We start from the raw sequence: 25,296 nt of genomic DNA on the forward strand, positions 1-25,296 counted from the left end.
CGGGAACGTCGTTCAGGGGGTAGGGCGTCGGTTGGATAAGTTCCTCAGCGCGATTCAGAGGTTTGGCGTCGGCCGTCTGGCCGCCCTCGTGGGCGTTGTCGTCGGCGGGATCGCCGTGATCGCCGCCGTGATGATGATGATGAGCAAGCAGCCCAACGAGCTGCTGCTGTCCAATGTCGACCCCAAGGAATCCGCCGCCGCCACCCAGGCGCTCGACACCGCCGGCATCAAATACGAGACCAAGAGCGACGGCTCGACGATCTATGTCGCCCGCGACAAGGTCAACGCCGCCCGCCAGCTGATCTTCACCAAGGGTCTGGTGACCTCCGGTTCGGTCGGCTACGAGATTTTCGACACCAGCAGCGCGCTGGGCCAGACCGATTTCGTCCAGCAGCTGAACCGCCAGCGCGCCCTGCAGGGCGAGCTCGAGCGCACCATCCAGGGCTGGGACGGCGTGCGCGCCGCCCGCGTCCACCTGGTGATCCCCAAGCGTCAGCTGTTCGAGGAAGACGCCGACAAGCCGACCGCCGCCGTCACCATCAGCACCGGCCGCGAACCGTCGAGCGACATGGTCCGCGCCGTCCAGAACCTGGTGGCCGGTTCGGTCGCCGGCATGAAGCCCGAGGCCGTCAATGTCATCGACCAGCACGGCAAGACGCTGTCCGCCGGCAATGACGCGAGCCTGGCCGGCAAGCTGGCCCAGGACGCCAAGAGCGAGGCCGAGGCCCGCGTCGCCAAGACCGTCAAGGAAATGCTCGACGGCGTGCTCGGCCCGGGCAAGGCGCGCGTCACCGTCAACGCCAAGCTCGACCTGAACCGCGTCACGGTCCAGGAGCGCAAGTTCGACCCGGACGGCCAGGTCATCCGCTCGGAAAGCACCAACGCCAACAACGCCAGCGAGACCCGGAACGACGATACCGGCGGGGTCACCTCGACCCAGAACATCCCGGGCCAGACCCCGAACGGCTTCCAGCCCCTGGGCTCCAAGCAGGACAGCAACGAGAGCGTCACCAACTACGAGATCTCGGAAAGCACCAAGACCACCGTCCAGGAGCCCGGCTCGGTGATCCGCCAGGACGTCTCGGTGGCCATCGACGGCGTCACCGCCCCTCCGGGCAAGGACGGCAAGCCGGGCGCCTACACCCCGCGCTCCGCCGCCGAACTGGCCCAGCTGGAGCAGATGGTGAAGACCGCGGTCGGCTTCGACGCCACGCGCGGCGACCAGGTCTCGGTGGTCAATGTCCGCTTCCCGCAGCCCGAGGACCAGGGCCTGGGCAAGGCCGGCCTGCTGGACGGCATGGACAAGAACGACATCATGCGCTTCGCCGAACTGGCCGTGCTGGCCGTCGTCGCCCTGTTGATCCTGCTGTTCGCGGTCCGTCCGTTCCTGAAGAGCCTGATGAGCCCGCCGCCGACCCCGCTGGGCCTGGCGCTGGCGACCCCGGTGACGCGCATGGTCACGCTGTCGGACGGCACGACCCAGGAAGTGGTCGTCGACCAGATGGGCGAGACCATGGCGATCGCCGGTCCGGGCAGCGACATGGACCAGCGCATCGACATCGCCAAGATCGAAGGCCAGGTGAAGGCCTCGTCGATCAAGCGCGTCTCCGAGTTCGTCGACCGGCATCCCGAGGAATCGGTCGCGATCCTCCGCTCCTGGCTGCATGAGTCGGAGTAGGTGATGAAGACCTCCGTCAACGACGTCAAAAAGCTGGCCGGGCCCGAGAAGGCCGCGATCGTGCTGCTCGCCCTGGGCGAAGAGCACACCGCGATCTGGCAAGCCCTGGACGACGAGGAAATCAAGGAAGTCTCCCAGGCCATGGCCGGCCTGGGCACGGTCTCGGCCTCGGTCGTGGAAGAGCTGCTGGTCGAGTTCGTCTCGGGCATGAGCTCGACCGGCGCGATCATGGGCTCCTACGAGCAGACCCAGCGCCTGCTGGCGTCGTTCATGCCGCAGGACAAGGTCGACCAGCTGATGGAGGAGATCCGCGGTCCCGCGGGTCGCACCATGTGGGACAAGCTGGGCAACGTGAACGAGGCGGTGCTCGCCAACTATCTGAAGAACGAATACCCCCAGACCGTCGCCGTGGTGCTGTCCAAGGTGAAGTCCGACCACGCCGCGCGCGTGCTGGCCTCGCTGCCGGAGGACTTCGCCCTGGAATGCGTCACCCGCATGCTGCGGATGGAGCCGGTGCAGCGCGAGATCCTCGACAAGATCGAGCAGACCCTGCGCACCGAATTCATGTCGAACCTGGCGCGCACGTCCAAGCGCGACAGCCACGAGATGATGGCCGAGATCTTCAACAACTTCGACCGCCAGACCGAGGCCCGCTTCATCGCGGCGCTGGAAGAGCGCAACCGCGAGGCCGCCGAGCGCATCCGCGCCCTGATGTTCGTGTTCGAGGACCTGGCCAAGCTGGATCCGGGCGGCGTCCAGACCCTGCTGCGCGCCACCGGCAAGGAACAGCTGGCCCTGGCCCTGAAGGGGGCCTCGGACAAGCTGCGCGAGATGTTCTTCTCGAACATGTCCGAGCGCGCCTCGAAGATCATGCGCGAGGACATGGAGAGCATGGGTCCGGTCCGTCTGAAGGACGTCGACCAGGCCCAGGTCGCCATGGTGCAGGTCGCCAAGGACCTGGCCGCCAAGGGCGAGATCATGCTGGCCGGCGCCGGCGCCGAAGACGAACTGATCTACTAGGGGGATGGCTGAATGACCGACATGACCCCCAAGCGCTTCACCTTCGACACCGTGTTCGACGACCACGGCGGCGTGAGCGCGCCGCCGCGCGCGAAGAAGAATTTCACGGCCGAAGAGGTGGAGGCCGTCAAGGCCGAGGCCTACGCCGCCGGCGAGCAATCGGCTGTCGCCCAGGCCGAGCGCGAGGCCGCCATGGCCCTGAACACGATCGGCCAGGCGATCCACGGCGCCTTCTCGACCCTGACCGCGGTGGCCCACGCGCATCGCGAGGGCTCGGCGATGCTGGCCTTGGCCTGCGGCCGGGCCATCGCCGACGCGGCCCTGGACCAATTTCCCGAGGCTCCGGCCCAGGCGGCCCTGGTCGCCCTGGCCCGCGAGGTCGAGGCCAGCCCCAAGCTGAGCGTCCGGGTCGCGCCGCATCTGGTCGAGCGCACCCAGGCCGCCCTGGAGCAGACGGCGCAAGCCATCGGCTTTCCCGGCCAGATCCTGGCCCGCGCCGACGCCCAACTGCCGGCCGCCGCCTTCCTCCTCGACTGGGGCGACGGCCGCGCGGCCTTCGACCCGACCGACGCGGCCGCCCGCGTCGCTCAAGCCCTCGAAGCCGCCATCGCGGCCGAGGGTCTCCACGCCGAACCCCTGCTGCCCGCTAGCGAAAGCTGATCGTCATGTCCGAAGACAATCTCACCCTCGACGAATTCGGCGGCTCGATGCTGGCCTCCGAGATGCCGGTCGAGCTCAGCGACAAGATCGCCTCCGACCTGGCGCCGGTGTTCGACGTCCCCGTCAACATCTCCGCCGTGCTGGGCCGGGCCCACATGTCGGTGGCCCAGCTGCTGCAGCTGTCGGCCGGATCGATCCTCGAACTCGACCGCAAGGTCGGCGAGGCGATCGACATCTATGTGAACAACCGCCTGGTGGCGCGCGGCGAGGTCGTCGTCGTCGACGAGCGGCTGGGCGTGACCATGACGGAAATCATCAAGGACGGCGACGCCGCCGGCTAACCGCCCCAAGTGGCGCTTTCGGGCGTCGAGTAAAGCTTAACCAGTTGAACTGCCGGGGTAAAACAGCCCCAACGGAGATAGAACGATGCGCCTCCTGGTCGTCGGAAAACTGAACGGACAGCTCTCGGTCGCCGTGAAAATGGCGATGAACACCGGGGCCAAGGTCTCGCACGTCGAAACGTGCGAAGCGGCGACCCACGCGCTGCGGGCCGGGCAGGGGGCCGACCTGATGATGGTCGAGTACACGCTCGACATCGCGGGCCTGATCGCCGCCAACGAGTCCGAGCGGATCCGGGTGCCGGTGGTGGCCTGCGGCGTCGACGCCGACCCGATGCGGGCCGCCGCGGCGATCAAGGCCGGAGCCAAGGAATTCATCCCGCTGCCGCCGGACGCCGAGCTGATCGCCGCCGTCCTGGCCGCCGTCACCGACGACAACCGACCGATGATCGTCCGCGATCCGGCGATGGAAGGCGTCATCCGCCTGGCCGACCAGGTCGCGGCGTCGGAAGCCTCGATCCTGATCACCGGCGAGAGCGGCTCGGGCAAGGAAGTGATGGCTCGCTACGTCCACGCCAAGTCGCGTCGGGCCAAGGCGCCGTTCATCAGCGTCAACTGCGCCGCCATCCCCGAGAACCTGCTGGAAAGCGAACTGTTCGGCCACGAGAAGGGCGCCTTCACCGGCGCCGTGGCCCGCCGGGTCGGCAAGTTCGAGGAAGCCAACGGCGGCACCCTGCTGCTGGACGAAATCAGCGAGATGGACACCCGCCTGCAGGCCAAACTGCTGCGCGCCATCCAGGAACGCGAGATCGACCGTGTCGGCGGCGGCACACCGGTCAAGGTCGACATCCGCATCCTGGCCACCTCCAACCGCGACCTGGTCCAGGCCGTGAAGGACGGGACGTTCCGCGAGGATCTGCTCTACCGCCTGAACGTCGTGAACCTGCGCCTGCCGCCGCTGCGCGAACGTCCGGGCGACGTGCTCACCCTGTGCGAGCACTTCGTGAAGAAGTACTCGGCCGCCAACGGCGTCGCTGAAAAGCCGATCTCGGCCGAGGCCAAGCGCCGCCTGATCGCCCACCGCTGGCCGGGCAACGTCCGCGAGCTGGAAAACGCCATGCACCGCGCGGTGCTGCTGTCGCCGGGCGCGGAGATCGAGGAATTCGCCATCCGCCTGCCCGACGGCCAGCCCCTGGCCCCGGCTCCGGACGTCGCGGTGGCCCGCGGCGCCCAGATGGCGGCCGACGCCGTCTCGCGCACCTTCGTCGGCTCGACGGTGGCCGAGGTCGAGCAGCAGCTGATCATCGACACCCTGGAGCACTGCCTGGGCAACCGCACCCACGCGGCCAACATCCTGGGCATCTCGATCCGCACCCTGCGCAACAAGCTGAAGGAATATTCCGACGCGGGCGTCTCGGTGCCGCCGCCGCAGGGCGGGGTGGCCGCGGCCTAGGACCGTCTTGTGCACCGGCGCCCGCGACCATCGGTCCGGCGCCGGACATGGCTAATTTCGATTAAGACCCTGGTGACGGCGCGCAAATCGCTCCATCCGAAAGCCAGGCTACGGGATCGAAGATTTGAATGACTGACGCCGCCGTCCCCAAGACCGCCTCCTCGGTCCCCAGCGCCAAGTCGCTGTGGGAAGGGATCCTGCGCGGCGAAATGGGCCTGGCCCTGGGCGTCGTCGGGATCATCGTCCTGCTGATCATCCCGGTTCCGGCGATCATGCTGGACCTGCTGCTGGCCATCTCGCTGACCGGCGCCGTGCTGATCCTGATGACGGCGATCCTGATCAAGAAGCCGCTGGAATTCACCTCGTTCCCGACCGTCCTGCTGGTCGCAACCCTCTATCGCCTGGGCCTGAACGTGGCCTCCACGCGCCTGATCCTCGGCCACGGCCAGGAGGGCTCGCACGGGGCCGGCGCGGTCATCGCCGCCTTCGGCAACCTGATGATGCAGGGCAATTTCGTCATCGGGGTGATCGTCTTCATCATCCTGGTGGTGGTGAACTTCATGGTCGTCACCAAGGGTTCGGGCCGGATCGCCGAAGTCGCCGCCCGCTTCACCCTGGACGCCATGCCCGGCAAGCAGATGGCCATCGACGCCGACCTGTCGACCGGCCTGATCGACCAGGACACCGCCAAGCAGCGCCGCAAGGACCTGGAGCAGGAAAGCACCTTCTTCGGAGCCATGGACGGCGCCAGCAAGTTCGTGAAGGGCGACGCGGTCGCCGGCCTGATCATCACCGCGATCAACATCATCGGCGGCATCCTGATCGGCGTCGTCCAGCACAAGATGCCGCTCGGCGAGGCCTCGGCCTCCTACACCCTGATGACCATCGGCGACGGCCTGGTCAGCCAGATCCCGGCCCTGATCATCTCGATCGCGGCCGGCATGGTGGTGTCCAAGGCCGGCGTCGAAGGCAGCGCCAACAAGGCCCTGACCACTCAGCTGGCCATGAACCCGGTCGCCCTGGGCATGGTCTCGGCCTCGGCCGGCGTCATCGCCCTGATCCCGGGCATGCCGATCATCCCCTTCGCCGCGCTTGCGGTGGGCTCGGGATACCTGGCTTATCGCCGCGCCACCAAGGCCAAGGAGCCGGAGCCGCTGAGCGCCGCCGCCCTGGAGGCCGCCGCGGCCGCCGCCGAGCCCGAAGAGGAGCCGATCAGCGCCTCGCTGGCCATAGACGACGTCAAGATCGAGCTGGGCTACGGCCTGCTGACCCTGATCAACGACCTGGACGGCCGCAAGCTGACCGACCAGATCCGCGCCCTGCGCAAGACCCTTGCCACCGAGTTCGGCTTCGTCATGCCGCCGGTCAGGATCCTCGACAACATGCGCCTGGCCAACCAGGGCTACGCGATCCGCATCAAGGAGATGGAGGCCGGGGCCGGCGAGGTTCGCCTGGGCTGCCTGATGGCCATGGACCCGCGCGGCGGCCAGGTCGAACTGCCCGGCGAGCACGTGCGCGAACCCGCCTTCGGCTTGCCCGCCACCTGGGTCGAGGAAGCCATGCGCGAGGAGGCCACCTTCCGCGGCTACACCATCGTCGATCCGGCCACCGTGCTGACCACGCACCTGACCGAGATCCTCAAGGAGAACATGGCCGACCTGCTCTCCTACGCCGAGGTGCAGAAGCTGCTGAAGGACCTGCCCGAGGGCCAGAAGAAGCTGGTCGACGACCTGATCCCGTCGGTGGTCAGCGCCGCCACCATCCAGCGCGTGCTGCAGGCCCTGCTCAAGGAACGGGTCTCGATCCGCGACCTGCCGCAGATCCTGGAAGGCATGGGCGAGGCCGCGCCGCACACCGCTTCGGTCATCCAGCTGACCGAGCAGGTCCGCGCCCGTCTGGGCCGCCAGCTGTGCTGGGCCAACCGCGGCGAGGACGGCTCGCTGCCGATCATCACCCTGTCGGCCGAGTGGGAGCAGGCGTTCGCCGAGGCCCTGGTGGGTCCGGGCGAGGACAAGCAGCTGGCCCTGGCGCCCTCGCGCCTGCAGGACTTCATCCGCGGCGTGCGCGACGCCTTCGACCAGGCCGCCATGGCCGGCGACAGCGCCGTCCTGCTGACCAGCCCCGGCGTGCGGCCCTATGTCCGCTCGATCATCGAGCGCTTCCGCGGCCAGACCGTGGTGATGAGCCAGAACGAAATCCATCCGCGCGCGCGCCTGCGCACCGTGGGGATGGTCTAGGCTTCGACCAGGGCGCGCTCAGGGCTTCCGCCCAGAAAAAGCCTGGAAACGCCCCGAAATGGTCACGGGTTGTTACCGACTATTTCGGAACCGTTGCCGATAGGTCGCGTTCGGTTTGCAAGGCGGGGGCCTTCACGACGGAGCGCTACTGATGAAAACCAAGATCGCCATGTTCGCGGCCGCCGCGACTCTTTCCCTGACGGGCGCGGCTTTCGCCCAATCGACGGCTCCGGCCGCCAAGCCGACTCAAACCCCGGCGACGACCTCGTCGACGACCACCACGACCACCGCGCCGGCTCAGACGATGCCGTCGACGGCGGCTCCGGCCACCACCCCGGCCGCGCCGACCAGCGCCCTGCCGGGCGCGCCGACCCAGTCGACCACCAGCAGCACGACCAGCACCACCAGCACGGCGGCTGACGCCGACGCGGCGGGCACCCCGTCCTCGGCCAATGTTGCCCTGGACCTGAAGGTCGGCTCCGAGGTCAAGGATCCTTCGGGCGCCGTGGTCGGCACGATCGCCGGCACCACGACGGGCGCCGACGGTTCGACCAACGTGGTCGTGACCAGCGGCGAGAAGAAGTTCGCCCTGCCCAAGGCCAGCTTCAGCGCCGCCACCACCGGCGGCCTGCAGACCACGGCCACCAAGGCGCAGATCGACGCCACCCTGGCCGGCGCCAAGCCCCAGTAACGGGCGACGTAACCAACGATCGTCCGCCTGACAGTTCTCTGGCGATCCGCAAGCCCGCTCGGCATTGCCGAGCGGGCTTCGCGCTGCTAGCGATGGGCCAGTACCCGGCGGAGCTCCCGCTGACATGAGGGGTGTCGGATGGCTCCGGCCAGAAATTCCAAGGCGAGCGGCGCGAGCGGTCTGTTCTGGGACCTGCTGACGTTCGACCGTCTCGTCACGGGGCCGGTGATTCACCTGATCTACTGGGCGGGTCTCGGCGTCGTGGCGCTGTTCGCTTTCTCGGTGGTCGGCGCCGCCGTGGGCTTGGCGCTGAAGGAGCCCGGTCTCCAGTCGCTGCTGCTGGCCTTCCCGGTGCTGGTCGCGGGCCTGCTGGTCGCCGCCGCCATGGTGCTGCTGTGGCGCGCCTTCTGCGAGTTCTACGTCGCCATCTTCCGGATCAGCGAGGATCTGCGCGCCCTGCGCCAGGCCAGCGACGCCGACCACGCCGTGGCCGCCGTCACCCGCCCGCCGACTCAGGCGCCCAAGCCGCTCGACTGAGCCCCGCGTCCTCTGTGACCAAATAGCGCGGTCCACGAAAATTCACCACGAGCCTTGAGGGCGGAGGTCGTTGTCGGCGTCTAAGCCGCAGGAGGCGTGTCGAGTCTCCTGCCGGAGACGCCTGTTGACCGCCGATCATGAACCTCACCTCGTCGACATCCACGTGGGCGCGCGCATCCGTTTGCGTCGCAAGGCCATGGGGCTGACGCAGACCCAGCTGGCCAACAGCGTGGGCATCACCTTTCAGCAACTGCAGAAGTACGAACGCGGGGCCAATCGCGTCAGCGCGTCCAAGCTCTACGGCATGGCCGTGACGTTGCAGATCTCGGTGGCCTGGTTCTTCGAAGGGATGGCGTCGTTGGAGGACTCGGGCGAGAGCGACCCGCGGACCCAGGCCGTCTTTCGCTTCATGGCCACCAAGGAGGGCGTGGAGCTGGCCTCGCTGGTGCCGCAGCTGCCGATGGCTCAGCGCCTGCAGATCCTGGCCCTGGCCAAGACGCTGAGCATGGACGACGAGGCGGAGCGGGCCGCGGGCTAGGTCCTGAACGCCCTGGCCAGGGCCGCCGCACCGGTCTTGGGCCGTCCGGCGTCGTCGAACGGCGCCGGAGCATCGGCCGCGTTCTCCTTCTTCAGCCAGGAGTCCTGGTCGCGCAGGCCCCACAGGGTGAAGGCGAAGCGCTGGCGTTCGGGCAGGGCCATGAAGGCCTCGGCGGTTTCGGCGTAGACGGCCGTCTGGCGGCGTCGCAGTTCGGCGCCGGACAGGAGCTTGTTTTCCGACCGGACCAGCGAGACGTCGAGCTCGGAGACGTGGATCGGCAGGCCCAGGCTGGCCAGGTCGCGGATCATCCGGGTGATCTGGCCCGGCGCGATGTCAGCCGCCACGTGCATCTGGGTTCCCAGGCCGGTCAGCGGCGCGCCCGAGGCCAGCAGGCGCTCGGCCAGCTTCAGGAAGGTGGCGCGCTTGGTCGGGTTGTATTCGAGATTGTAGTCGTTCAGCAGCAGGGTCGCGTGCGGATCGGCTTCGCGCGCCGTGCGATAGGCCAGGGCGATGTGCTCGAAGTCGCCCAGGCGGCGGGACCACAGGCTGTCGCGCCAGCCGGCGCCGTCCTCGGCCACCGCCTCGTTGACCACGTCCCAGCCGACCACCTGGCCCGCATAGCGGCCCGCGACGGCCAGGATGTAGTTGCGATAGGCGTCGGCGAAACCGATGCGGCTCTCGTCAAGCCGCTCGAAGGCTGGCGGGACCTGGGCGTACCAGATCAGGGTGTGACCCAGCAGGCCCATGCCGTGGGCGCGGGCGAAGGCGGCGATGCGGTCCGGAGCGTCGAAGCGGAAGGAGCCGTCCGGCCGGACGATGTACTCCATCTTCATTTCCCACTCGGGGGTCAGCTGGCTGGCCTCGCGGGCGAGCACGGCGGTCAGGGCCGGATCGTCCAGATGGAGCGCCTGGACGCAGCTTCCGATCCGGAACGGCGCGAGGCTCTTCAGCGGCGGCAGGTCGGCGGGCTGGCTCTGGGCGGTCTTGGGGCCGCAGGCGGTCAGGGCGAGGGCCGAGGCGACGACGGCGCGACGGGATATCTCCTCCCCCGTGGAGCGAAGCGTAACGGGGGAGGGGGACCGCGAAGCGGTGGAGGGGGCGTCGGAAGGGCAAGGTGTCGGCAGGACGCCCCCTCCGTCACGATGCGTATTCGCATCGCGCCACCTCCCCCGTTTCACGGGTGAGGAGTAGAGACTACCGTCCACCGACCGCCGCCCGGCGCAGGCCCAGCTCGTCCAGGGCCGCCGTCTCCAGCTTGCCGATCAGCTTGGTCCTGGCGACCTTGGCCGCCTCGGCCACGTGCTCGTACTTCTTGAGGTTCTCGAAGGCCTGGGCCAGGGCGTCGCGGGCGCCGGCCTCTTCGATCAGGATCTGGTCGATCTCGAGCAGGGCCTGGTCGCGGCGGATTTTCGAGCCCTGGCGGAAGCCGATCATGTACCAGCCGGCCTCGACGTCGCCCTGAGCCTGCATCGCCTCCAGCTCGGACTGCGCGTCCAGGGTCGCGACCTTCATCTCGGCGGTCTGGCGACGCTCGACGATCTCGGCCAGGCGCTTCTGCAGGGTCTCGACCTCGTGGTTCGAGATGCGGATCAGGGAGTCGGCCCACTTGGTCATTAGGCGGCGTCGCTCTGCAAGATGTGGGCGAGATAACCGAAGCTGTCGTCGAGGCTGGTGGCCTCGTCCTTGTCCTGGCCGAGGAAGGCCTCGACGGCGGGATTGAGCCGGATGGCGCGGTCGATGACCGGGTCGGCCCCGGCGCGATAGGCGCCGATGCGGATCAGCTCTTCCATGTTGGAATAGGCGGCCATGGTCTGGCGGGCCATCTTGACGACCTCGCGCTCTTCCGGGGTCTGGCAGCCGGGCATGGTCCGGCTGATGGACTTGAGGACGTTGATCGCCGGAAAGCGCCCGCGCTCGGCGATGGACCGTTCCATGACGATGTGACCGTCTAGGATGCCTCGGGTGGCGTCGGCGATCGGCTCGTTGTGGTCGTCGCCGTCAACCAGCACCGTGAACAGGGCGGTGATCGGGCCGGCGGTGGTGCCGTCGGCGCGGATCGGACCGGGGCCGGCGCGCTCGAGCAGCTTGGGCAGCTCGGTGAAGACGGTGGGGGTGTAGCCCTTGGTGGTCGGCGGCTCGCCGGCGGCCAGGCCGATCTCGCGCTGGGCCATGGCGAAGCGGGTCACCGAGTCCATCAGGCAGAGGACTTCTTGATCCTGGTCGCGCAGGTACTCGCAGATCGCCAGCGTCATGTAGGCGGCCTGGCGGCGGGTCAGGGCCGGCTCGTCCGAGGTGGCGACCACCACGATGGCGCGCTTGAGGCCTTCCTCGCCCAGGGTCTCCTCGATGAACTCGCGGACCTCGCGGCCCCGTTCGCCGATCAGGCCGACCACGACGGCGTCGCAGGTGGCTTCTTTCGCCAGCATCGACAGCAGCACCGACTTGCCCACGCCCGAGCCGGCGAAGATGCCCAGGCGCTGGCCGCGGCAGGTGGTGGTGAAGACGTTCATCGACCGCACGCCCAGGTCCAGGCGCTCGCCCACCCGGCCGCGGGCGTGGGCCGGCGGCGGGGCGGTCTTCAGGGGGTAAGGGACCTCGCCCTGCGGCAGCGGACCCAGGCCGTCGATCGGTTCGCCGAAGGCGTTGATGATGCGGCCCAGCCACGCCTTGGTCGGGCGGACCACGGCGCCTTCGGGCATGATGCGGATCACGGCGCCGGGGGCCACGCCCTCGACGGGGCCGAACGGCATCAGCAGGGCGCGGGTTTCGCGGAAGCCGACCACCTCGGCCGGCAGGACCGGCAGGCCCAGCCGCTCGATCTCGACCCGCGCGCCGACCGCAAGACGGGTCAGGCCGCCGCGCGCCTCGATCAGGAGGCCGTTCACGGCGGCGACGCGACCGAAGACGGTCAGCGGATCGATACGTTCGACGGCGGCGATCAGGCTACGCAAGCACAACTCCCGACGGCTCGAGGTCAAGCTTTGAACCCCGTGCGTTAATGGGGAGTGAAGTAGACCGACATGGTTAATCGGCTCTTGAGGATTGGCCTTAACGTCGCCGCCTGCGTCCTTATGACCATCCCCCGTTTCCGCTCATCCCGGCCTTCGGGATGAGCGGACCTGGACGTTAGGGCTTGGCCGCCAGATTGGCCTTGAAGAAGGCCGTCACCGAGGCGTCGAAATCGCGGTGGAAAGCCGCCCGGTCGAAGCTGGGATCGCTGTTGCACAGGAAGGCCAGGGTCTTGCGCGTGTAGTCGTTGCAAGGCGTCAGGAAGTCGAAATGCCGGGCCTTGGCCACCACGTGATAGTCGGCGTTCGGCAGGGACGCGCGGACGGCGGTCGCGTGGAAGGGATCGGGCAGGATCTCGTCGTCTTCGGCGCGCCACAGTTGGATGGGCTGACGCAGGCCCTTCAGCGTCTCGGCCTTGAAGGCGTAACCGAGGGCGGGGGCGGCCGAGACCACGGCCTTGATCCGGTCGTCGTGGACCCAGTTGGCCAGCCCGCCCGGCGGCGGGGACACGCGCAGCATCAGCTGGCAGTCGTAGTGGGTGGGATAGTCCCGGCAATGGGGCTGGATGCGGGTTCCGTCCAGCTCGCCGCCGGCCGCCGTCAGCACCGTGAAACCGCCGGACGAGAACCCGAAGGCGCCGACGCGGTCAGGGTCCAGGCGACCGTGATCGTCCCAGTCCTTCAGCATGTAGTCGATCAGGACGTGAAGCTGCCGGGGGCGGTTGGCCATGTCGGTGGCGCGGCTTTGGTCCTGGTAGTTGTCGCCGGTGTGGGTCAGGGCGGCGACGACGAAGCCGGCCTTGGCCAGGGCGATCGCGGTGTCGTAGTGGCCGCCGAACCAGCCGCCGTTGCCGTGCGACATCACCACCAGCGGCAGGCGGTCGCCGACGATCGGCGCGTTGGAGGCCACGGGCAGGTCGTCCATGCCGCGTTCCGGCGCGGTGGCGGGAGTCATGGTCGGATACCAGATCCCGACCGTGATCGGCGGCCCCTTCGGGTCGGGCGCCATGACGACTCGGAACCCGACGTCGGTCGCCGGGCCAGGCGCCCGAGCCAAGGCGGACGCCGGGGCCAAGCTCAGGACGGCGAGGAGCGCCAGAACGAGGGAAAGGATCGAAAACCGTGGTCGCATCAGCGAGCTCCTGGAATGAAGGATGTCCGGCGATGACGCGGCGAACGCCGATCTTCCAGTGCTGTTGCGCGAACGGGCGAACGGGTTCGCGAACCGGCGAACCGCCGCTATACGAGAGCCATGACCTCCAAGGCCGCACTTCTGGGTTCACCGCGCGACTGGGCGATCGATTTCGCCGTGGCGACCGGGGTGGGCGCGTTCCTGGGCGTGGTTGGCCCGTATGGCAGCTTCTTCAACGGTCCGCTCGGCGTCCGCCTGGCCTACTGGATCGGGGTCATCTGGATCAGCACGGCGATCTTCGGCGTGATCGTGCGGCTGTCGCTGGCGGCGGGTCGACGCCTGGGCATGCCGCCGTGGTTCATGGCGGGGGTGGCGGCCCTGCTGGGCGCGGCGGTGCAGGCGGTGATCGTCGCCTGGATAGCGGTGGCGCTGTGGCCCCAACTGGCGAGCTTCACGCCGCTCATCTGGTACAGCCAGTGCCTGGCGATCTCGATCCCGCTGGTCAGCGCCTATCTGCTGATGCGGCCGCGCCTGCAGGGACCGGTCGGCGAGCCCGCGGTTGCGACGCCGATCACACGTTCCGGCCCCGCCGGGGAGGCCGAGGCCGGTCCGGTCCTGTGCCTGCGGATGGAGGATCACTATGTGCGGGTCCACACCCTGAACGGCTCGCGCCTGGTCGCCGGACCGTTCGAGCGGGTGATCGCCGGCATGACCCAGGAGGGGATGCGCGTGCACCGCTCGTGGTGGGTGGCCCGGGCGGCCGTGATCGGGGTGGTCGCCGACGGCCGCAACCTGCGTCTGACCCTGCGCGGCGACCTCACCGCGCCGGTTTCCCGCGCCTCCGTGGCCAAGCTTCGGGAAGCCGGCTGGCTGCCGCCGGAATCCGACGGCTAGGTCCGAGCTGAATCCGCCGCGACCGGACGTCGCGGACCTTGAGCGGCGCGGGCTCGCCGACAGGGCTTCGGGCGTACGGTCAAGGCTGTAAATTTCTCGCGACAGAACGCCGCAATCGCGCCTCAAAGATGAATGGCGAGCCGCCTGAAGGCGTCTTCGGGTGGGCGATCTGGCCTCTACGGACCCGCAATTCCGGGCCTCTGGGCCAAAAGGAATCGGCTTGACGAACTGTCCACAGGCGCCTGCGACCATTGCGCCAAATGAGTCGCAGACCGCTTGCGCCCGATTCGCAAATCAGATTAACCATTTCTTCGACGAGATCATTCACCATTAACCTGTCTTAAATTAACTGTCCGGCAGAGTGCAGGACGGGTTTCACCGGCGGATTCCGCCTAGCTGTCGAATATTGCCGCCTAAGGGCGGGGAGGGCTGCATGCGCGTACTGTTGATCGAGGATGACAGCGCCACCGCGCAGACCATCGAGCTGATGCTGAAGTCTGAAGGCTTCAACGTCTACACGACGGATCTTGGCGAAGAGGGCGTGGATCTGGGCAAGATCTATGACTACGACCTGATCCTGCTGGACCTGAATCTGCCGGACATGAGCGGGCTGGACGTTCTGCGCACCCTGCGGGTGGCGAAGGTGAACACGCCGATCATGATCCTCTCGGGCAGCGCCGAGATCGACACGAAGGTCAAGACCTTCTCGGGCGGCGCCGACGACTACATGACCAAGCCGTTCCACAAGGACGAGATGATCGCCCGCATCCACGCGGTGGTCCGTCGTTCGAAGGGTCACGCCCAGTCGGTGATCAAGACCGGCGACATCGTCGTCAACCTCGACGCCAAGACCGTCGAAGTGAACGGCAACCGCGTGCATCTGACCGGCAAGGAATACCAGATGCTGGAGCTGCTCTCCCTGCGCAAGGGCACGACCCTGACCAAGGAGATGTTCCTCAACCACCTGTACGGCGGCATGGACGAGCCCGAGCTGAAGATCATCGACGTCTTCATCTGCAAGCTGCGCAAGAAGCTGGCGGCCTCGGCCCAGGGCAAGCACCACATTGAAACGGTCTGGGGTCGCGGCTACGTGCTGCGCGACCCGAACGAGCAGGTCGCCGCGGCCTAATCGCCGGCTGGAAGCCCGAAATCAGAGCGCCCGCCTCGAAGGAGGCGGGCGTTTTCTTTTTTACGGACAAGGACTTAACCCTGTCCGTGACAAATCGCCCGAAGCACCGAATAGTCCTTGCCCGAAGGTGGCGTCATCCGCCATTTTCCGGCGCGAGGTTTGCTGGGGGGCATCCCAGCCGTGTCATTTTGAACATACGCGGCATCGCTACCAGTCGGGGGCTTGATGCAGGAATTCGATCCGAGACGGCCGACCTTGCGTCTGGCCCCGAAAATCTTCACCGCGATCGCCGGTCTGGCCGCTCTTGGCCTGGGCTGGAAGCTGACCGCGCTGGACGCGCCGGTGCAGGTGGTCAGCGCGCCGCTGGACGCCGGCGCCCTGGCCGCCCTGCAGCACGCGGCCTTCGCCAGCGCCGAGGCCCAGCCCGGCTTCGAGCGTCCGGAATCGATCCCCGTCAAGGTGCGTCCAGGCGAGACCCTGGAAGGCGCGGTGCTGCGCACCGGCATCGCTCCCAATGACGCCCATCAGGTGGTGGCCGCCCTGCAAGGCGCGATCGACACCGTCAACATCAAGGCCGGCATGGCTTTCGAGGCCGCTGTCGCCGAGCGCCGCAACGGCCGCGCCGGCTCGGCCCGCCTGATCGGCCTGTCGATGCGCACCAGCCCATCCTCGACCCTGACCGTCTCGCGCACCTTCGACGGCGCGATGAAGCTGCGCGAGCTCGAGGAAAAGGTCACCGACGAGACCAAGGTCGCCTGCGGCGAGATGAAGGGGTCGTTCTACGAGAGCGTGGCCGACGTGGGCGGCACCCCGGCGGTGATCAGCCAGGCGGCCAAGCTGTTCTCGCACAAGATCGACTTCTCGCGCGACATCCACGAGGGCGACAAGTTCTGCCTGGTGTTCGGCCGCAAGGTCACCGAGAGCGGCCGCACGGTCGAGGCCGGCGACCTGGAATACGCCGAGGTCAAGGGCCAGAAGTTCTACGCCTTCGAACGGCCGGGCGAGGACGGCAAGCCGCAGTTCTTCGACGAGCTGGGCAAGAACATCAAAGGCTTCCTGCTGCGCACGCCGGTCGACGGCGCCCGCATCACCTCCACGTTCGGCATGCGCAAGCACCCGGTGCTAGGCTACACCCGCGGCCACAAGGGCGTCGACTTCGGGGCCGGCACCGGCACCCCGATCCTGGCGGCCGGCGACGGCGTGGTGCTGGAGGCCCGCCGCTGGAGCGGCTACGGCAACTGGCTGCGCATCCGCCATTCGGGCCAGTGGGACACCGGCTACGGCCACATCTCGCGCTACGCCAAGGGCATCAAGCCGGGCGTGCGCGTGCGCCAGGGCCAGGTGGTGGCCTATGTCGGCTCCACGGGCCTGGCGACCGGCCCGCACCTGCACTACGAGGTCTGGCTGAACGGTCAGCGGGTCAACCCGATCGGCGCCAAGGTGCCCCAGGGCACGATCCTGGCCGGCGGCGAGCTGTCGCGCTTCAAGGCCCAGCGCAACCACATCGACCAGATGCTGGCCGCCGGCGGCGACGCGCCGGCCGATCCGTCGGCGCCGAAGATGGCGCTGGCCTCGCTGGACAAGGGCAAAGGCCCGACGCTGCGGTAGCGCTACTGAAGGACGCGCGTCCAATAACCTTCGGGGCCTTGCTGGAGCAGCGTGAAATCATGCCGCCCCCTGTCGCCCGCCACGGCCAACGTGTGGCGATATCGCCGCCCGTCGGCGTCCGAGGCCAGGACGGCGTAGAAGCGTCCCCGGTTCGGCACGCCGTAGATGTTGGCCTCGCCGAAGCGTCCCTCGAAGCCGCCGCGCAGGATTTCCTTCTTGATCGTCACCGCCGCTTCGTCGCGGTTGGCCAGGAAGAGGTCGATGGCGGCCTTGTCGTCCGACGGGATGCGGCCAAGAGTTCGGGCAAGACGCGGCCAGGCAAGGCGCGTGATCAGTGCGACGGCCAATAGGATCGACAGAGCGAGATAGGCGTAGATCATTTCGGCAGCATAGGGCGCAGCTTCACGACGCCAAGTGGTCGAGCCCGATATGAGTTCCTCCTTGCCCGAACGAAGGCTGGACGGCACAAGGGCGGCCTTCGTCGGACCCGGTCTTCCGGGTGGCTCGTCCGGGCGCCTATCCCTCGGAAACTCCAGAGACCGCGCTCAAACACCATGACCTTCCTGACCACCCTACGTCGCGAGTGGCTGGGCCAGCCGCGCGCCGACCTGTTGTCGGGCACGGTCGTGGCCCTGGCCCTGATCCCCGAGGCCCTGGCCTTCTCGTTCATCGCGGGCGTGGACCCGGCCGTGGGCCTGTACGCCTCGTTCGTGATCGCCATGACCATCGCCGTGGTCGGCGGCCGGCCGGCGATGATCTCGGCCGCCACGGGGGCGATGTCGCTGCTGATGGGCGGCCTGGTGCGCGACCACGGGATCGAGTTCCTGTTCGCCGCTAGCCTGCTGACCGGCCTGATCCAGGTGGCGATCGGCGTGCTGCGCCTGGGCCGCTACGTGCGGTTCGTGTCGAAGTCGGTGATGAGCGGCTTCGTCAATTCGCTGGGCATCCTGATCTTCCTGGCCCAGACGCCGCAGCTGCTGCACGGCAACTGGCAGACCTTCGCCATGGTCGGAGCGGGCCTTGCGGTCATCTATCTGTTTCCGCGTCTGACCAAGGCAGTGCCCTCGCCCCTCGTGGCCATCCTGGCGCTCAGCGCCGTGGCGATCGCCTTCCACGTCGACGTCCGCACCGTCGGCGACATGGGCAAGCTGCCGACCACCCTGCCGGTGTTCCACCTCCCCGCCGTGCCCCTGACCTGGGAGACTCTGAGGCTCATCGCCCCGGTTTCGCTGACCCTGGCCTTCGTCGGCCTGTTGGAGAGCCTGCTGACCGCCAACCTGCTGGACGACATCACCGACACCCCGTCGGACAAGGACCGCGAGACGCGCGGCCAGGGGATCGCCAACATCGTCTCGCCTCTGCTGGGCGGGATGGCCGGCTGCGCGATGATCGGCCAATCGATGATCAACGTCACCTCCGGCGGACGCGGGCGGTTGTCGACCTTCTGGGCCGGCCTGTTCCTGCTGATTCTGATCCTGGTGCTGCGCGACTGGGTGGCCCGGATCCCGATGGCCGCCCTGGTGGCGGTGATGATCATGGTGTCGATCAAGACCTTTGACTGGGGTTCGGTGACGAACATCCGCTCGACCCCCGCGCAGTCCACGATCGTCATGTTGGCCGTCACCCTGACCGTGCTGGCCACCCACGACCTGTCCAAGGGCGTCGTTCTGGGCGTGGTGCTCAGCGTGATCTTCTTCGCCCGCAAGGTCGGCAAGGTGCTAGCCGTGCGCGAGATCGACGCCGGCCCATCCTCAGAGGAAGAAGGGGCGGTGCGACGCTATGTGGTCACTGGCCAGATCTTCTTCGTCTCGGCCGACCTGTTCGCCGCCGCGTTCGAATTTCACGGCAAGCCGCGCCGGGTCGAGATCGACCTGACAGGCGCCCACCTCTGGGACCTGACCGCCGTCGCGGCGGTCGACAAGGTCGTGTTCCGCTACCGCCGCCAGGGCGCCGAGGTAGAGGTCATCGGCATGAACCAGGCCGCCGCCACCCTGGTCGAGCGGGTGGGCCGCCACGACAAGACCCACCTGCCGGAGGGCGCGGGGCACTCGGCCTGAGCTTGACCATCGCCGTCGCCCGTCCCATCCCTGGGCGATGAAAGCGCTGCCCGCCCTCAAGCCCGATTCCGACGAGATGCTGCACCTCGACGCCCTGCGCATCGTCGGGGCGCTGATGATCGTGGTCTTCCACTTCAACCGTTACATCAACCTGGATGGGCGCTGGCAGGTGGCGGACGACATGATCAAGGGCTTCAGCCTGATCGTGGACCTGTTCTTCCTGATCTCCGGCTACGTCATGGCCGCGATCTACACCGGCCGGCTGACCGGCTGGGACAAGTACGGGACCTTCCTGAAGAAGCGGGTGGCCCGGCTGGGGCCGCTGCACTGGGCGACCATGCTGGTGTTCGTCGGCGTCTGGGCGGCCGGGGTGATGGGCTGGGGCGGCGACGTCGATCCCAAGCGCTACGACCTGTCGTGCATCGCCCCGAACGTGCTGTTCGTCCACGCCTGGCGCGTCTGCCACGCCCAGACCTGGAACTTCGTCAGCTGGGCGATCAGCGCCGAGATGGGGATGTACTTGGCCCTGCCGCTGCTGTTCTGGATCACCGGGCGCGGGCGGGTCGTCACGGCCCTGGTCGCGGTCGCCAGCTTCGTGATCCTGCTGCTGAACCCGGACGGCCAGATGCCCTTCCACCAGTGGACCTGGAACTTCGGGGTGCTGCGCGCCGTGCCGGGCTTCCTGCTGGGCATGCTGGCCTTCCAGCTGCGCGCGCCGCTGGGCCGGCTGCCGTTCGCGCGGGTCTGGATGTGGGGTCTGCTGGCGGTCTTCCTGGTCGCCTCGACCTTCCGGATCGAGCGGACCCTGCTGCTGCTGATCGTCTACGCCCTGGGCCTGGCCGGGGTCGCCGCCGACGCGGCCGGTTCGCAAGGCGGGGTCAGCCGCCGCCTGGCGCCGTGGGCCCAGCTGAGCTTCAGCCTCTATCTGCTGCATCCCATCGCCCTGAAGATGGGGATCAACTGGGTCGGCGTGGCCCGCCTGCACCTGAACGGCGATGCCCTGCGGCTGTGGGTGCTGCTCTGGGTGCTGGCGCTGATCCCGGCGGCCTATCTGTCGCTGGTGCTGTTCGAGCGGCCGGCGCGGGACTGGATCTCGGGGTTGGGCGCGAAGAAAACCCTCTCCCAGAGGGAGAGGGAGGGGCCCGCCGCGTAGTCGGGGGAGGGTGAGGGGTTACACCCTCACCGATTTCACACGGGCGCTCTGCCGGCACGCCGTCGAACGCAGAACCCCCTCACCCTCCCAAGCTTCGCTCGGGCCCCTCCCTCTCGCCACGGGAGAGGGTTTCAGCTCAGGCTGTCCACCCACGCCGGCAACTCCCCGATCGACCCCAGCTCCACATACCGCCCGTGGTCCTTGGGCGCGGTCGCCGCCTCGTGGGCCCAGACCAGCGGGTAGGGGATCAGGGCCGCCCAGGCGCCGGCCTCCAGGGCCGGGATGATGTCGGACTTCACCGAATTGCCGGCCATCACCGCCCGCTCCGGTCCCGAGCCGTGGCGGGCGAAGACCCGGCGATAGGTGTCGGCGTCCTTTTCCGAGACGATTTCGACGGCGGCGAACAGGTCGCCCAGGCCCGAGGCGGCCAGCTTCTGCTCCTGGTGCAGCAGGTCGCCCTTGGTGATCAGCACCAGGCGATAGCGTTCCGACAGCGTGGCCAAAGCCTTTTCGACGCCGGGCAGCGGCTCGACCGGCTCGGTCAGCATCTCGCGGCCGGCCGCCAGGATCTGGCGGATCACCCCGATGCTGACCTGGCTGTCGGTCAGGTCCATCGCCGTCTCGATCATCGACAGGGTGAAGCCCTTGGCCCCGTAGCCGTAGAGCCGCAGGTTGCGCTTCTCGGTCTCGGCCAGCTTGGCGTCGATCTGTTCGGCGTCGCCATAGGGCGCCAGCAGCTCGACGAACCGCTTGTGGGTCAGGCGGAAGATGGTCTCGTTGTGCCAAAGGGTGTCGTCGGCGTCGACACCAACGGTGGTGACGGGGCCGACAGTGGTGACGGGCATGAAAGGCTCTCCGGTCTCGGCCGGGTGATACGCCGCGTCGCGGCCCTAGGCAAAGGCTCGAGGGAAGGCGCTCAGTCCTTCTTGCCGCCTTCGCTCTGCTCCTCGTCTTCGGTGTCGGTTCGGAACGTGCGCTCCTCGAGCTTGAGGCGCTCCTCCTCGAACCGGTTGGTCAGGTGGAGCATCTGCTCGGTCAGGTTCGCCGAAACGGTCGTGGCCGGTTCTTCGGCGGGATCATCAAAGGAATTGGACATTCAAAGGTACAGGCACAGTTGGAAAGCGCCCCCTCCCCACACCGTCCTAACGGCGTCGGCTTCCCGACGTTCCTAAGGCCAAGATAGGTTTTTGCGGGCCTAGAAGCTTTGCGCGACGAAGATCGCCGCGGCGACCGACGCGGTGACCACAAGCAGGACGCGCAGGCTCGTCTCGGCCAGGCCGGGCCAGCGGGCGGCGGCGATGCGGGCGGCGCGGGTGCTCATGGGATCGACTCCTTTGAAGCTTGACCATGAGCTTCAAGGAATTAACGCGCCGCCGACGCCGATGGATGCGGCCCTGCGACAAGTTGTTCCAGCCGGGGCGCCGAAGAGACTAAGCGCCCCTCAGGCCCAGGAGGGCGGCGCGGGCTGCGAGGGCCTGGACGGCGGCGGCCGCACGCTGGCGCAGGCCGGATGGGCCTTGTAGACGCGCTTCAGCGAGGCGGGGAACCGGTGCAGGGCGGCGGCGGGGCGGATGGGCCGGGCCGAGAGGTCGCCGCCGCAGTTGGGGCAGACCCCGGAGAATCGCGTCTCCACGCAGTCGGCGCAGAAGGTGCATTCGAAGGTGCAGATCCGCGCGTCCGGGCTGTCGGGCGGCAGGTCGCGATCGCAGCACTCGCAATTGGGGCGCAGTTCGAGCATGGGCCGTCCTCCCGTGTTCTAATGCTTATTGTGGCGCTTAACCCTTCCAGCATAAGGGCTCCGGGGCTTCCCGCGCGAGGGGACTCTTTCACCGATCACGGGAATGTGGGCGGGCGCCCCGACTCCCGTGATCGAAGGGGTTGACCCCCCACCTTTAGACCCCTAGACACGCCGCCGTTTGCGCGGCGGGTGGGGGTTACTCCCAGCCCGCCTTTTTGCGACAATGATCGGCCTATTCCGGCCCCGCGTTTCTGGAGGCGCTTTCCGAGATGTCCCAAGACCTTCTCCCCGGCGTCACTGGTGTTCTGGCCCTGGCCGACGGCACGATCCTGCAAGGCGTCGGCTGCGGCGCGGTCGGCGACGCGGTCGGCGAGGTGTGCTTCAACACCGCCATGACCGGCTACCAGGAGATCCTGACCGATCCCTCCTACATGGCCCAGATCGTCGCCTTCACCTTCCCGCACGTGGGCAATGTCGGCACGAACGTCGAGGACCTGGAGCAGATGGCCGGCGGCGCCGAGACGGCCGCCCGCGGCGCGATCTTCCGCGACGCCCCGACCGACCAGGCCAACTGGCGCGCCGACAGTGACTTCGACGGCTGGATGAAGCGTCGCAACATGATCGGCCTGGCCGGCGTCGACACCCGCGCCCTCACCCGCAAGATCCGCGAGACCGGTATGCCGCACGGCGTGATCGCCCACTCGCCGGAGGGCAAGTTCGACCTCGACGCCCTGGTCGCCAAGGCCAAGGCCTGGGCCGGGCTGGAAGGCCTGGACCTGGCCAAGGACGCTTCGACCACCCAGACCTTCACCTGGGACGAGGGCCTGTGGTCGTGGCCGGAAGGCTACGCAAAGCTGGACAAGCCCAAGTACGAGGTCGTGGTCCTGGACTACGGCGTCAAGCGCAACATCCTGCGCGCCTTGGCCCATGTCGGCGCCCGCGCCACGGTGGTGCCGGCCAACACCTCGGCCGAGGACATCCTGGCCCGCAATCCTGACGGCGTGCTGCTGTCCAACGGCCCGGGCGATCCGGCCGCGACCGGCGAATACGCGGTGCCCGAAATCCAGAAACTGGTCGCCAGCGGCAAGCCGGTGTTCGGCATCTGCCTGGGACACCAGATGCTGGCCCTGGCGGTGGGCGCCAAGACCGTGAAGATGGAGCAGGGGCACCATGGGGCCAACCACCCCGTGAAGGACCTGACGACCGGCAAGGTCGAGATCGTCTCGATGAACCACGGCTTCACCGTCGACAGCGCTTCGCTGCCGAAAGCGGTCACCGAGACCCACGTCTCGCTGTTCGACGGCACCAACGCCGGCATCGCCCTGACCGACAAGCCGGTGTTCAGCGTCCAGCACCACCCGGAGGCTTCGCCCGGGCCGACGGACAGCCTGTACCTGTTCGAGCGCTTCGCCGGCCTGATGGACGCGGCGAAGTAGGACGTCTCTTCTCACCCTCTCCCATGGGGAGAGGGAGGGACCCAAGCGAAGCTTGGGAGGGTGAGGGGGTAAACCGTCCGACGGCGTGCCGGCAGGGCGTTCGCGGGAAATCGGTGAGGGCGTAGCCCCTCACCCTCCCACCGCTGCGCGGCGGGCCCCGCCCTCTCCCTCTGGGAGAGGGTTTTCTTTTAAGTCCCGAACTGGATGAACGGGACCTTGTTGAACAGCTCGCGCTCGGCGCCGCGCGGGTCGTCCTCCAGGCGCGAGACATTGTCGAACACCATGGTCTGCCGTCTCGGCAGCTCATAGGGCTGCCAGTTGGGCAGCGACGAGGTGTTGGGGTTGCCCGTCCGCGCGAAGGCGATGAAGGCGTCGGCCAGGCGCTCGTGCATGGCCACCGCGTCCGGACCCGAGCCGGTGATCACGCCGGGCGCGTCGAAATTGCCGAACACCAGCTGCATGTCCAGCGTGTGGGGCGCGCCCCAGACGCCGCCGTCCTTGGGCGCGCGCCAGTTCAGCTGGTAGGCCCAGGCGGGGACGCCGGCCTTGGCGCGTTCCTCGTCCTGGATGATCGCCGCCTTCCACGAGCGGCCAGCGGTCGCCGCCGCGAAATAGACGTCCGACGGCGAGTAGTTCGGATAGATCTTGCGGTAGGCCGCCACCACCGTGGCCGGGTCGATGTCGACGCGGGCGTTGAACTGGCTGGGCAGCTTGGCGATCACCTGTTCCCAGGTCAGGTCCAGCAGGCTCTTGTCGTAACCCACGAAGCCGCGCACCTCGTCATGGGTGTTGCCGCACATCATCGGCACCGACAGGCCCACCGGCGAGGCGTCCGGGAAGAACGGGTGGCGGGTCAGGGTCCGCTCGTCCAGCACCGGGCCCATATAGACCCCGCCGCCGCCGGCGATCGGGTCGACCGCCTTCAGGCCGCCCAGGAAGGTCTCGGCGGGCAGGGCGCGCAGGGCGGCCAGGTCCTTGATCCCCAGCTTGTCGATGAAGCCCTTGGCGCGCTTGGTGGCGTTGAACGGACCGGCGGCGGTGACCTGCTGGCCGCTCATGGTGGCGGCGCGGTGGAACAGGCCCTTGGCGGTCGGCATGGCCATCAGGGTGGCGATCTTCGCGCCGCCGCCCGACTGGCCGAACAGCATGACGTTGCCCGGATCCCCGCCGAACGCGGCGATGTTGTCGCGCACCCATCGCAGGGCCAGGACCAGGTCCATCTGGCCGGCATTGCCGCTGTCGGCCACCGACGGATCGTCGAACAGGCGGGGCAGATAGAGGTAGCCGAAGGCGTTGAGCCGGTGGTTGACCGTGACCACCACCACGTCGCCGCGCTTGGCCAGCTTGGTCCCGTCGTACCAGGGGCTGGCGCCCGAGCCGGTGTTATAGGCGCCGCCGTGGATGTAGAACATCACCGGCCGCTTCACGCCGTCGGCCAGCCCGCCCGTCTTGCCGGCCTTGGCGGGCGTCCAGACGTTCAGGAACAGGCAGTCCTCGCTTTGCGCCTCGCCGTCCTCGCCCTTGCCCTGCGGGCAGGCCGCGCCGTAGGCCAGGGCGTCGGCGACGCCGGTCCAGGGCTTGGGCGGCTGGGGCGGCATGAAGCGTCCCGCTCCACCGGTGTCGGCCCCGTAACGCAGGCCCTTGAACACCTGGGCGCCGTCGCCGCCGGCGCCGCGCACCTTGCCGTGGGTGGTGGCCACGACCGGGCCGGGTTTGGCGGCGAGGGCGGGGGTGGAGGCCAGGGCGAGGGCCGCGCCCGCGCCGGCGATCAGGCCGCGACGATCGACGTGAGGGTGATCCATGAGCTTCCTCCGACGCGGTTGGGCTCGCGTTCGGTGGAATCGCTACCACGGATCATGACACCGGTGACATCCACTTTTTGGGCCGTGCGATGGGCCTGAGTTCCTCCCCCTGTGGGGGAGGTGTCGGCGAAGCCGACGGAGGGGGGAGTTTGCCGAGGTGGGTCTGCTCCCCCCACCGGCGCCTTCG

At 68.3% G+C, this 25,296-nt stretch carries 26 protein-coding genes and 1 other annotated feature; of the genes, 16 read left to right on the forward strand and 10 right to left on the reverse strand.

What is annotated here, in order from left to right; genetic code table 11:
* Window positions 1-31: 31 nt before the first annotated feature.
* The 9 genes from fliF to ASD21_RS08395 all read left to right on the forward strand — a co-directional run bounded on the left by fliF (window position 32) and on the right by ASD21_RS08395 (window position 9,152).
* Window positions 32-1,678 (forward strand): flagellar basal-body MS-ring/collar protein FliF, encoded by a 1,647-nt coding sequence (gene fliF / locus ASD21_RS08355; protein ID WP_056439430.1) that lies wholly within the window; start codon window positions 32-34, stop codon window positions 1,676-1,678.
* Window positions 1,679-1,681: 3 nt separating this feature from the next.
* Complete coding sequence (fliG, locus tag ASD21_RS08360) at window positions 1,682-2,698, forward strand: flagellar motor switch protein FliG (RefSeq protein WP_056439433.1); 1,017 nt, start codon at window positions 1,682-1,684, stop codon at window positions 2,696-2,698.
* A 12-nt stretch (window positions 2,699-2,710) separates the two neighbouring features.
* Window positions 2,711-3,358 (forward strand): FliH/SctL family protein, encoded by a 648-nt coding sequence (locus tag ASD21_RS08365; protein WP_056439436.1) that lies wholly within the window; start codon window positions 2,711-2,713, stop codon window positions 3,356-3,358.
* 5 nt (window positions 3,359-3,363) lie between these two features.
* A complete protein-coding gene (gene fliN, locus ASD21_RS08370; RefSeq protein WP_035072446.1) occupies window positions 3,364-3,699 on the forward strand; it encodes a flagellar motor switch protein FliN in 336 nt (111 codons plus the stop codon).
* 85 nt (window positions 3,700-3,784) lie between these two features.
* On the forward strand, window positions 3,785-5,149 hold the full coding sequence (flbD, locus tag ASD21_RS08375) for a sigma-54-dependent transcriptional regulator FlbD (protein WP_056439439.1): 1,365 nt from the start codon (window positions 3,785-3,787) through the stop codon (window positions 5,147-5,149).
* A 128-nt stretch (window positions 5,150-5,277) separates the two neighbouring features.
* The gene (flhA, locus tag ASD21_RS08380; protein WP_056439442.1) at window positions 5,278-7,386 is read left to right on the forward strand and encodes a flagellar biosynthesis protein FlhA; all 2,109 of its coding nucleotides are present in this window, start codon (window positions 5,278-5,280) and stop codon (window positions 7,384-7,386) included.
* A 151-nt stretch (window positions 7,387-7,537) separates the two neighbouring features.
* Window positions 7,538-8,077: a hypothetical protein gene (locus tag ASD21_RS08385; protein WP_056439445.1), complete on the forward strand. Its 540-nt coding sequence runs from the start codon at window positions 7,538-7,540 to the stop codon at window positions 8,075-8,077.
* Between the two features lie 138 nt (window positions 8,078-8,215).
* A complete protein-coding gene (locus tag ASD21_RS08390; protein WP_056439448.1) occupies window positions 8,216-8,614 on the forward strand; it encodes a DUF4282 domain-containing protein in 399 nt (132 codons plus the stop codon).
* Between the two features lie 124 nt (window positions 8,615-8,738).
* The gene (locus tag ASD21_RS08395) at window positions 8,739-9,152 is read left to right on the forward strand and encodes a helix-turn-helix domain-containing protein (protein WP_056439450.1); all 414 of its coding nucleotides are present in this window, start codon (window positions 8,739-8,741) and stop codon (window positions 9,150-9,152) included.
* On the opposite strand, the gene ASD21_RS08400 is transcribed toward ASD21_RS08395, so the two are convergent.
* Window positions 9,149-10,192: an endo-1,4-beta-xylanase gene (locus tag ASD21_RS08400; RefSeq protein WP_200941410.1), complete on the reverse strand. Its 1,044-nt coding sequence runs from the start codon at window positions 10,190-10,192 to the stop codon at window positions 9,149-9,151. The two genes, ASD21_RS08395 and ASD21_RS08400, sit on opposite strands and share 4 nt — an antisense overlap.
* Between ASD21_RS08400 and ASD21_RS23865 the strand changes: the two genes are divergently transcribed.
* Window positions 10,191-10,343, forward strand: coding sequence for a hypothetical protein (locus ASD21_RS23865; RefSeq protein ID WP_156390757.1), 153 nt, complete (start codon window positions 10,191-10,193; stop codon window positions 10,341-10,343). The two genes, ASD21_RS08400 and ASD21_RS23865, sit on opposite strands and share 2 nt — an antisense overlap.
* 3 nt (window positions 10,344-10,346) lie before the next feature.
* Here the strand turns inward: ASD21_RS23865 and ASD21_RS08405 are convergent, their stop codons facing one another.
* From ASD21_RS08405 to ASD21_RS08415, 3 genes are all read right to left on the reverse strand, one after another.
* Window positions 10,347-10,766, reverse strand: a complete 420-nt coding sequence (locus ASD21_RS08405; protein ID WP_056439453.1) for a hypothetical protein — start codon at window positions 10,764-10,766, stop codon at window positions 10,347-10,349.
* Window positions 10,766-12,103 (reverse strand): flagellar protein export ATPase FliI, encoded by a 1,338-nt coding sequence (gene fliI / locus ASD21_RS08410; RefSeq protein ID WP_056439456.1) that lies wholly within the window; start codon window positions 12,101-12,103, stop codon window positions 10,766-10,768. Before fliI ends, ASD21_RS08405 begins: the two co-directional genes overlap by 1 nt.
* Before the next feature lie 175 nt (window positions 12,104-12,278).
* Window positions 12,279-13,169, reverse strand: coding sequence for an alpha/beta hydrolase family protein (locus ASD21_RS08415; RefSeq protein ID WP_235524858.1), 891 nt, complete (start codon window positions 13,167-13,169; stop codon window positions 12,279-12,281).
* 243 nt (window positions 13,170-13,412) lie between these two features.
* On the opposite strand from ASD21_RS08415, the gene ASD21_RS08420 reads away from it, so the two are divergent.
* From ASD21_RS08420 to ASD21_RS08430, 3 genes are all read left to right on the forward strand, one after another.
* Entirely contained in the window at window positions 13,413-14,186 is a 774-nt protein-coding gene (locus ASD21_RS08420; RefSeq protein ID WP_056439462.1) for a LytTR family DNA-binding domain-containing protein, read from the forward strand.
* Window positions 14,187-14,619: 433 nt separating this feature from the next.
* Entirely contained in the window at window positions 14,620-15,315 is a 696-nt protein-coding gene (gene ctrA / locus ASD21_RS08425) for a response regulator transcription factor CtrA (protein WP_056439464.1), read from the forward strand.
* A 225-nt stretch (window positions 15,316-15,540) separates the two neighbouring features.
* The gene (locus ASD21_RS08430) at window positions 15,541-16,923 is read left to right on the forward strand and encodes a M23 family metallopeptidase (RefSeq protein WP_056439467.1); all 1,383 of its coding nucleotides are present in this window, start codon (window positions 15,541-15,543) and stop codon (window positions 16,921-16,923) included.
* A 2-nt stretch (window positions 16,924-16,925) separates the two neighbouring features.
* Here ASD21_RS08430 and ASD21_RS08435 read toward each other — a convergent pair whose 3' ends face one another.
* Window positions 16,926-17,303, reverse strand: coding sequence for a hypothetical protein (locus tag ASD21_RS08435; protein WP_056439470.1), 378 nt, complete (start codon window positions 17,301-17,303; stop codon window positions 16,926-16,928).
* Window positions 17,304-17,403: 100 nt separating this feature from the next.
* Window positions 17,404-17,456 (forward strand) — a sequence feature (sul1 is cis-regulatory element that is thought to sense ions involved in sulfur or methionine metabolism; They are found in Alphaproteobacteria).
* A gap of 21 nt (window positions 17,457-17,477) precedes the next feature.
* On the opposite strand from ASD21_RS08435, the gene ASD21_RS08440 reads away from it, so the two are divergent.
* Both ASD21_RS08440 and ASD21_RS08445 read left to right on the forward strand, forming a co-directional pair.
* Window positions 17,478-18,980 (forward strand): SulP family inorganic anion transporter, encoded by a 1,503-nt coding sequence (locus ASD21_RS08440; RefSeq protein WP_200941409.1) that lies wholly within the window; start codon window positions 17,478-17,480, stop codon window positions 18,978-18,980.
* Between the two features lie 37 nt (window positions 18,981-19,017).
* A complete protein-coding gene (locus tag ASD21_RS08445; RefSeq protein ID WP_056439471.1) occupies window positions 19,018-20,133 on the forward strand; it encodes an acyltransferase family protein in 1,116 nt (371 codons plus the stop codon).
* A gap of 131 nt (window positions 20,134-20,264) precedes the next feature.
* Here the strand turns inward: ASD21_RS08445 and ASD21_RS08450 are convergent, their stop codons facing one another.
* The 4 genes from ASD21_RS08450 to ASD21_RS08460 all read right to left on the reverse strand — a co-directional run bounded on the left by ASD21_RS08450 (window position 20,265) and on the right by ASD21_RS08460 (window position 21,871).
* Window positions 20,265-20,978, reverse strand: a complete 714-nt coding sequence (locus tag ASD21_RS08450; RefSeq protein ID WP_056439474.1) for an HAD family hydrolase — start codon at window positions 20,976-20,978, stop codon at window positions 20,265-20,267.
* 71 nt (window positions 20,979-21,049) lie between these two features.
* Entirely contained in the window at window positions 21,050-21,229 is a 180-nt protein-coding gene (locus ASD21_RS08455; protein ID WP_056439477.1) for a hypothetical protein, read from the reverse strand.
* A 99-nt stretch (window positions 21,230-21,328) separates the two neighbouring features.
* Complete coding sequence (locus ASD21_RS25045; RefSeq protein ID WP_268761006.1) at window positions 21,329-21,454, reverse strand: hypothetical protein; 126 nt, start codon at window positions 21,452-21,454, stop codon at window positions 21,329-21,331.
* Window positions 21,455-21,574: 120 nt separating this feature from the next.
* Window positions 21,575-21,871, reverse strand: a complete 297-nt coding sequence (locus tag ASD21_RS08460; protein WP_056439480.1) for a DUF1272 domain-containing protein — start codon at window positions 21,869-21,871, stop codon at window positions 21,575-21,577.
* A 269-nt stretch (window positions 21,872-22,140) separates the two neighbouring features.
* On the opposite strand from ASD21_RS08460, the gene carA reads away from it, so the two are divergent.
* Window positions 22,141-23,307 (forward strand): glutamine-hydrolyzing carbamoyl-phosphate synthase small subunit, encoded by a 1,167-nt coding sequence (gene carA / locus ASD21_RS08465; protein WP_056439482.1) that lies wholly within the window; start codon window positions 22,141-22,143, stop codon window positions 23,305-23,307.
* A gap of 188 nt (window positions 23,308-23,495) precedes the next feature.
* On the opposite strand, the gene ASD21_RS08470 is transcribed toward carA, so the two are convergent.
* Window positions 23,496-25,109 carry a carboxylesterase/lipase family protein gene (locus ASD21_RS08470; protein ID WP_056439485.1) on the reverse strand — a complete coding sequence of 538 codons (1,614 nt, stop codon included), beginning with the start codon at window positions 25,107-25,109 and terminating at the stop codon, window positions 23,496-23,498.
* Window positions 25,110-25,296: the final 187 nt, after the last annotated feature.

It is taken from the genome of Caulobacter sp. Root1455 (genome assembly GCF_001426905.1).
GTDB lineage: Bacteria > Pseudomonadota > Alphaproteobacteria > Caulobacterales > Caulobacteraceae > Caulobacter.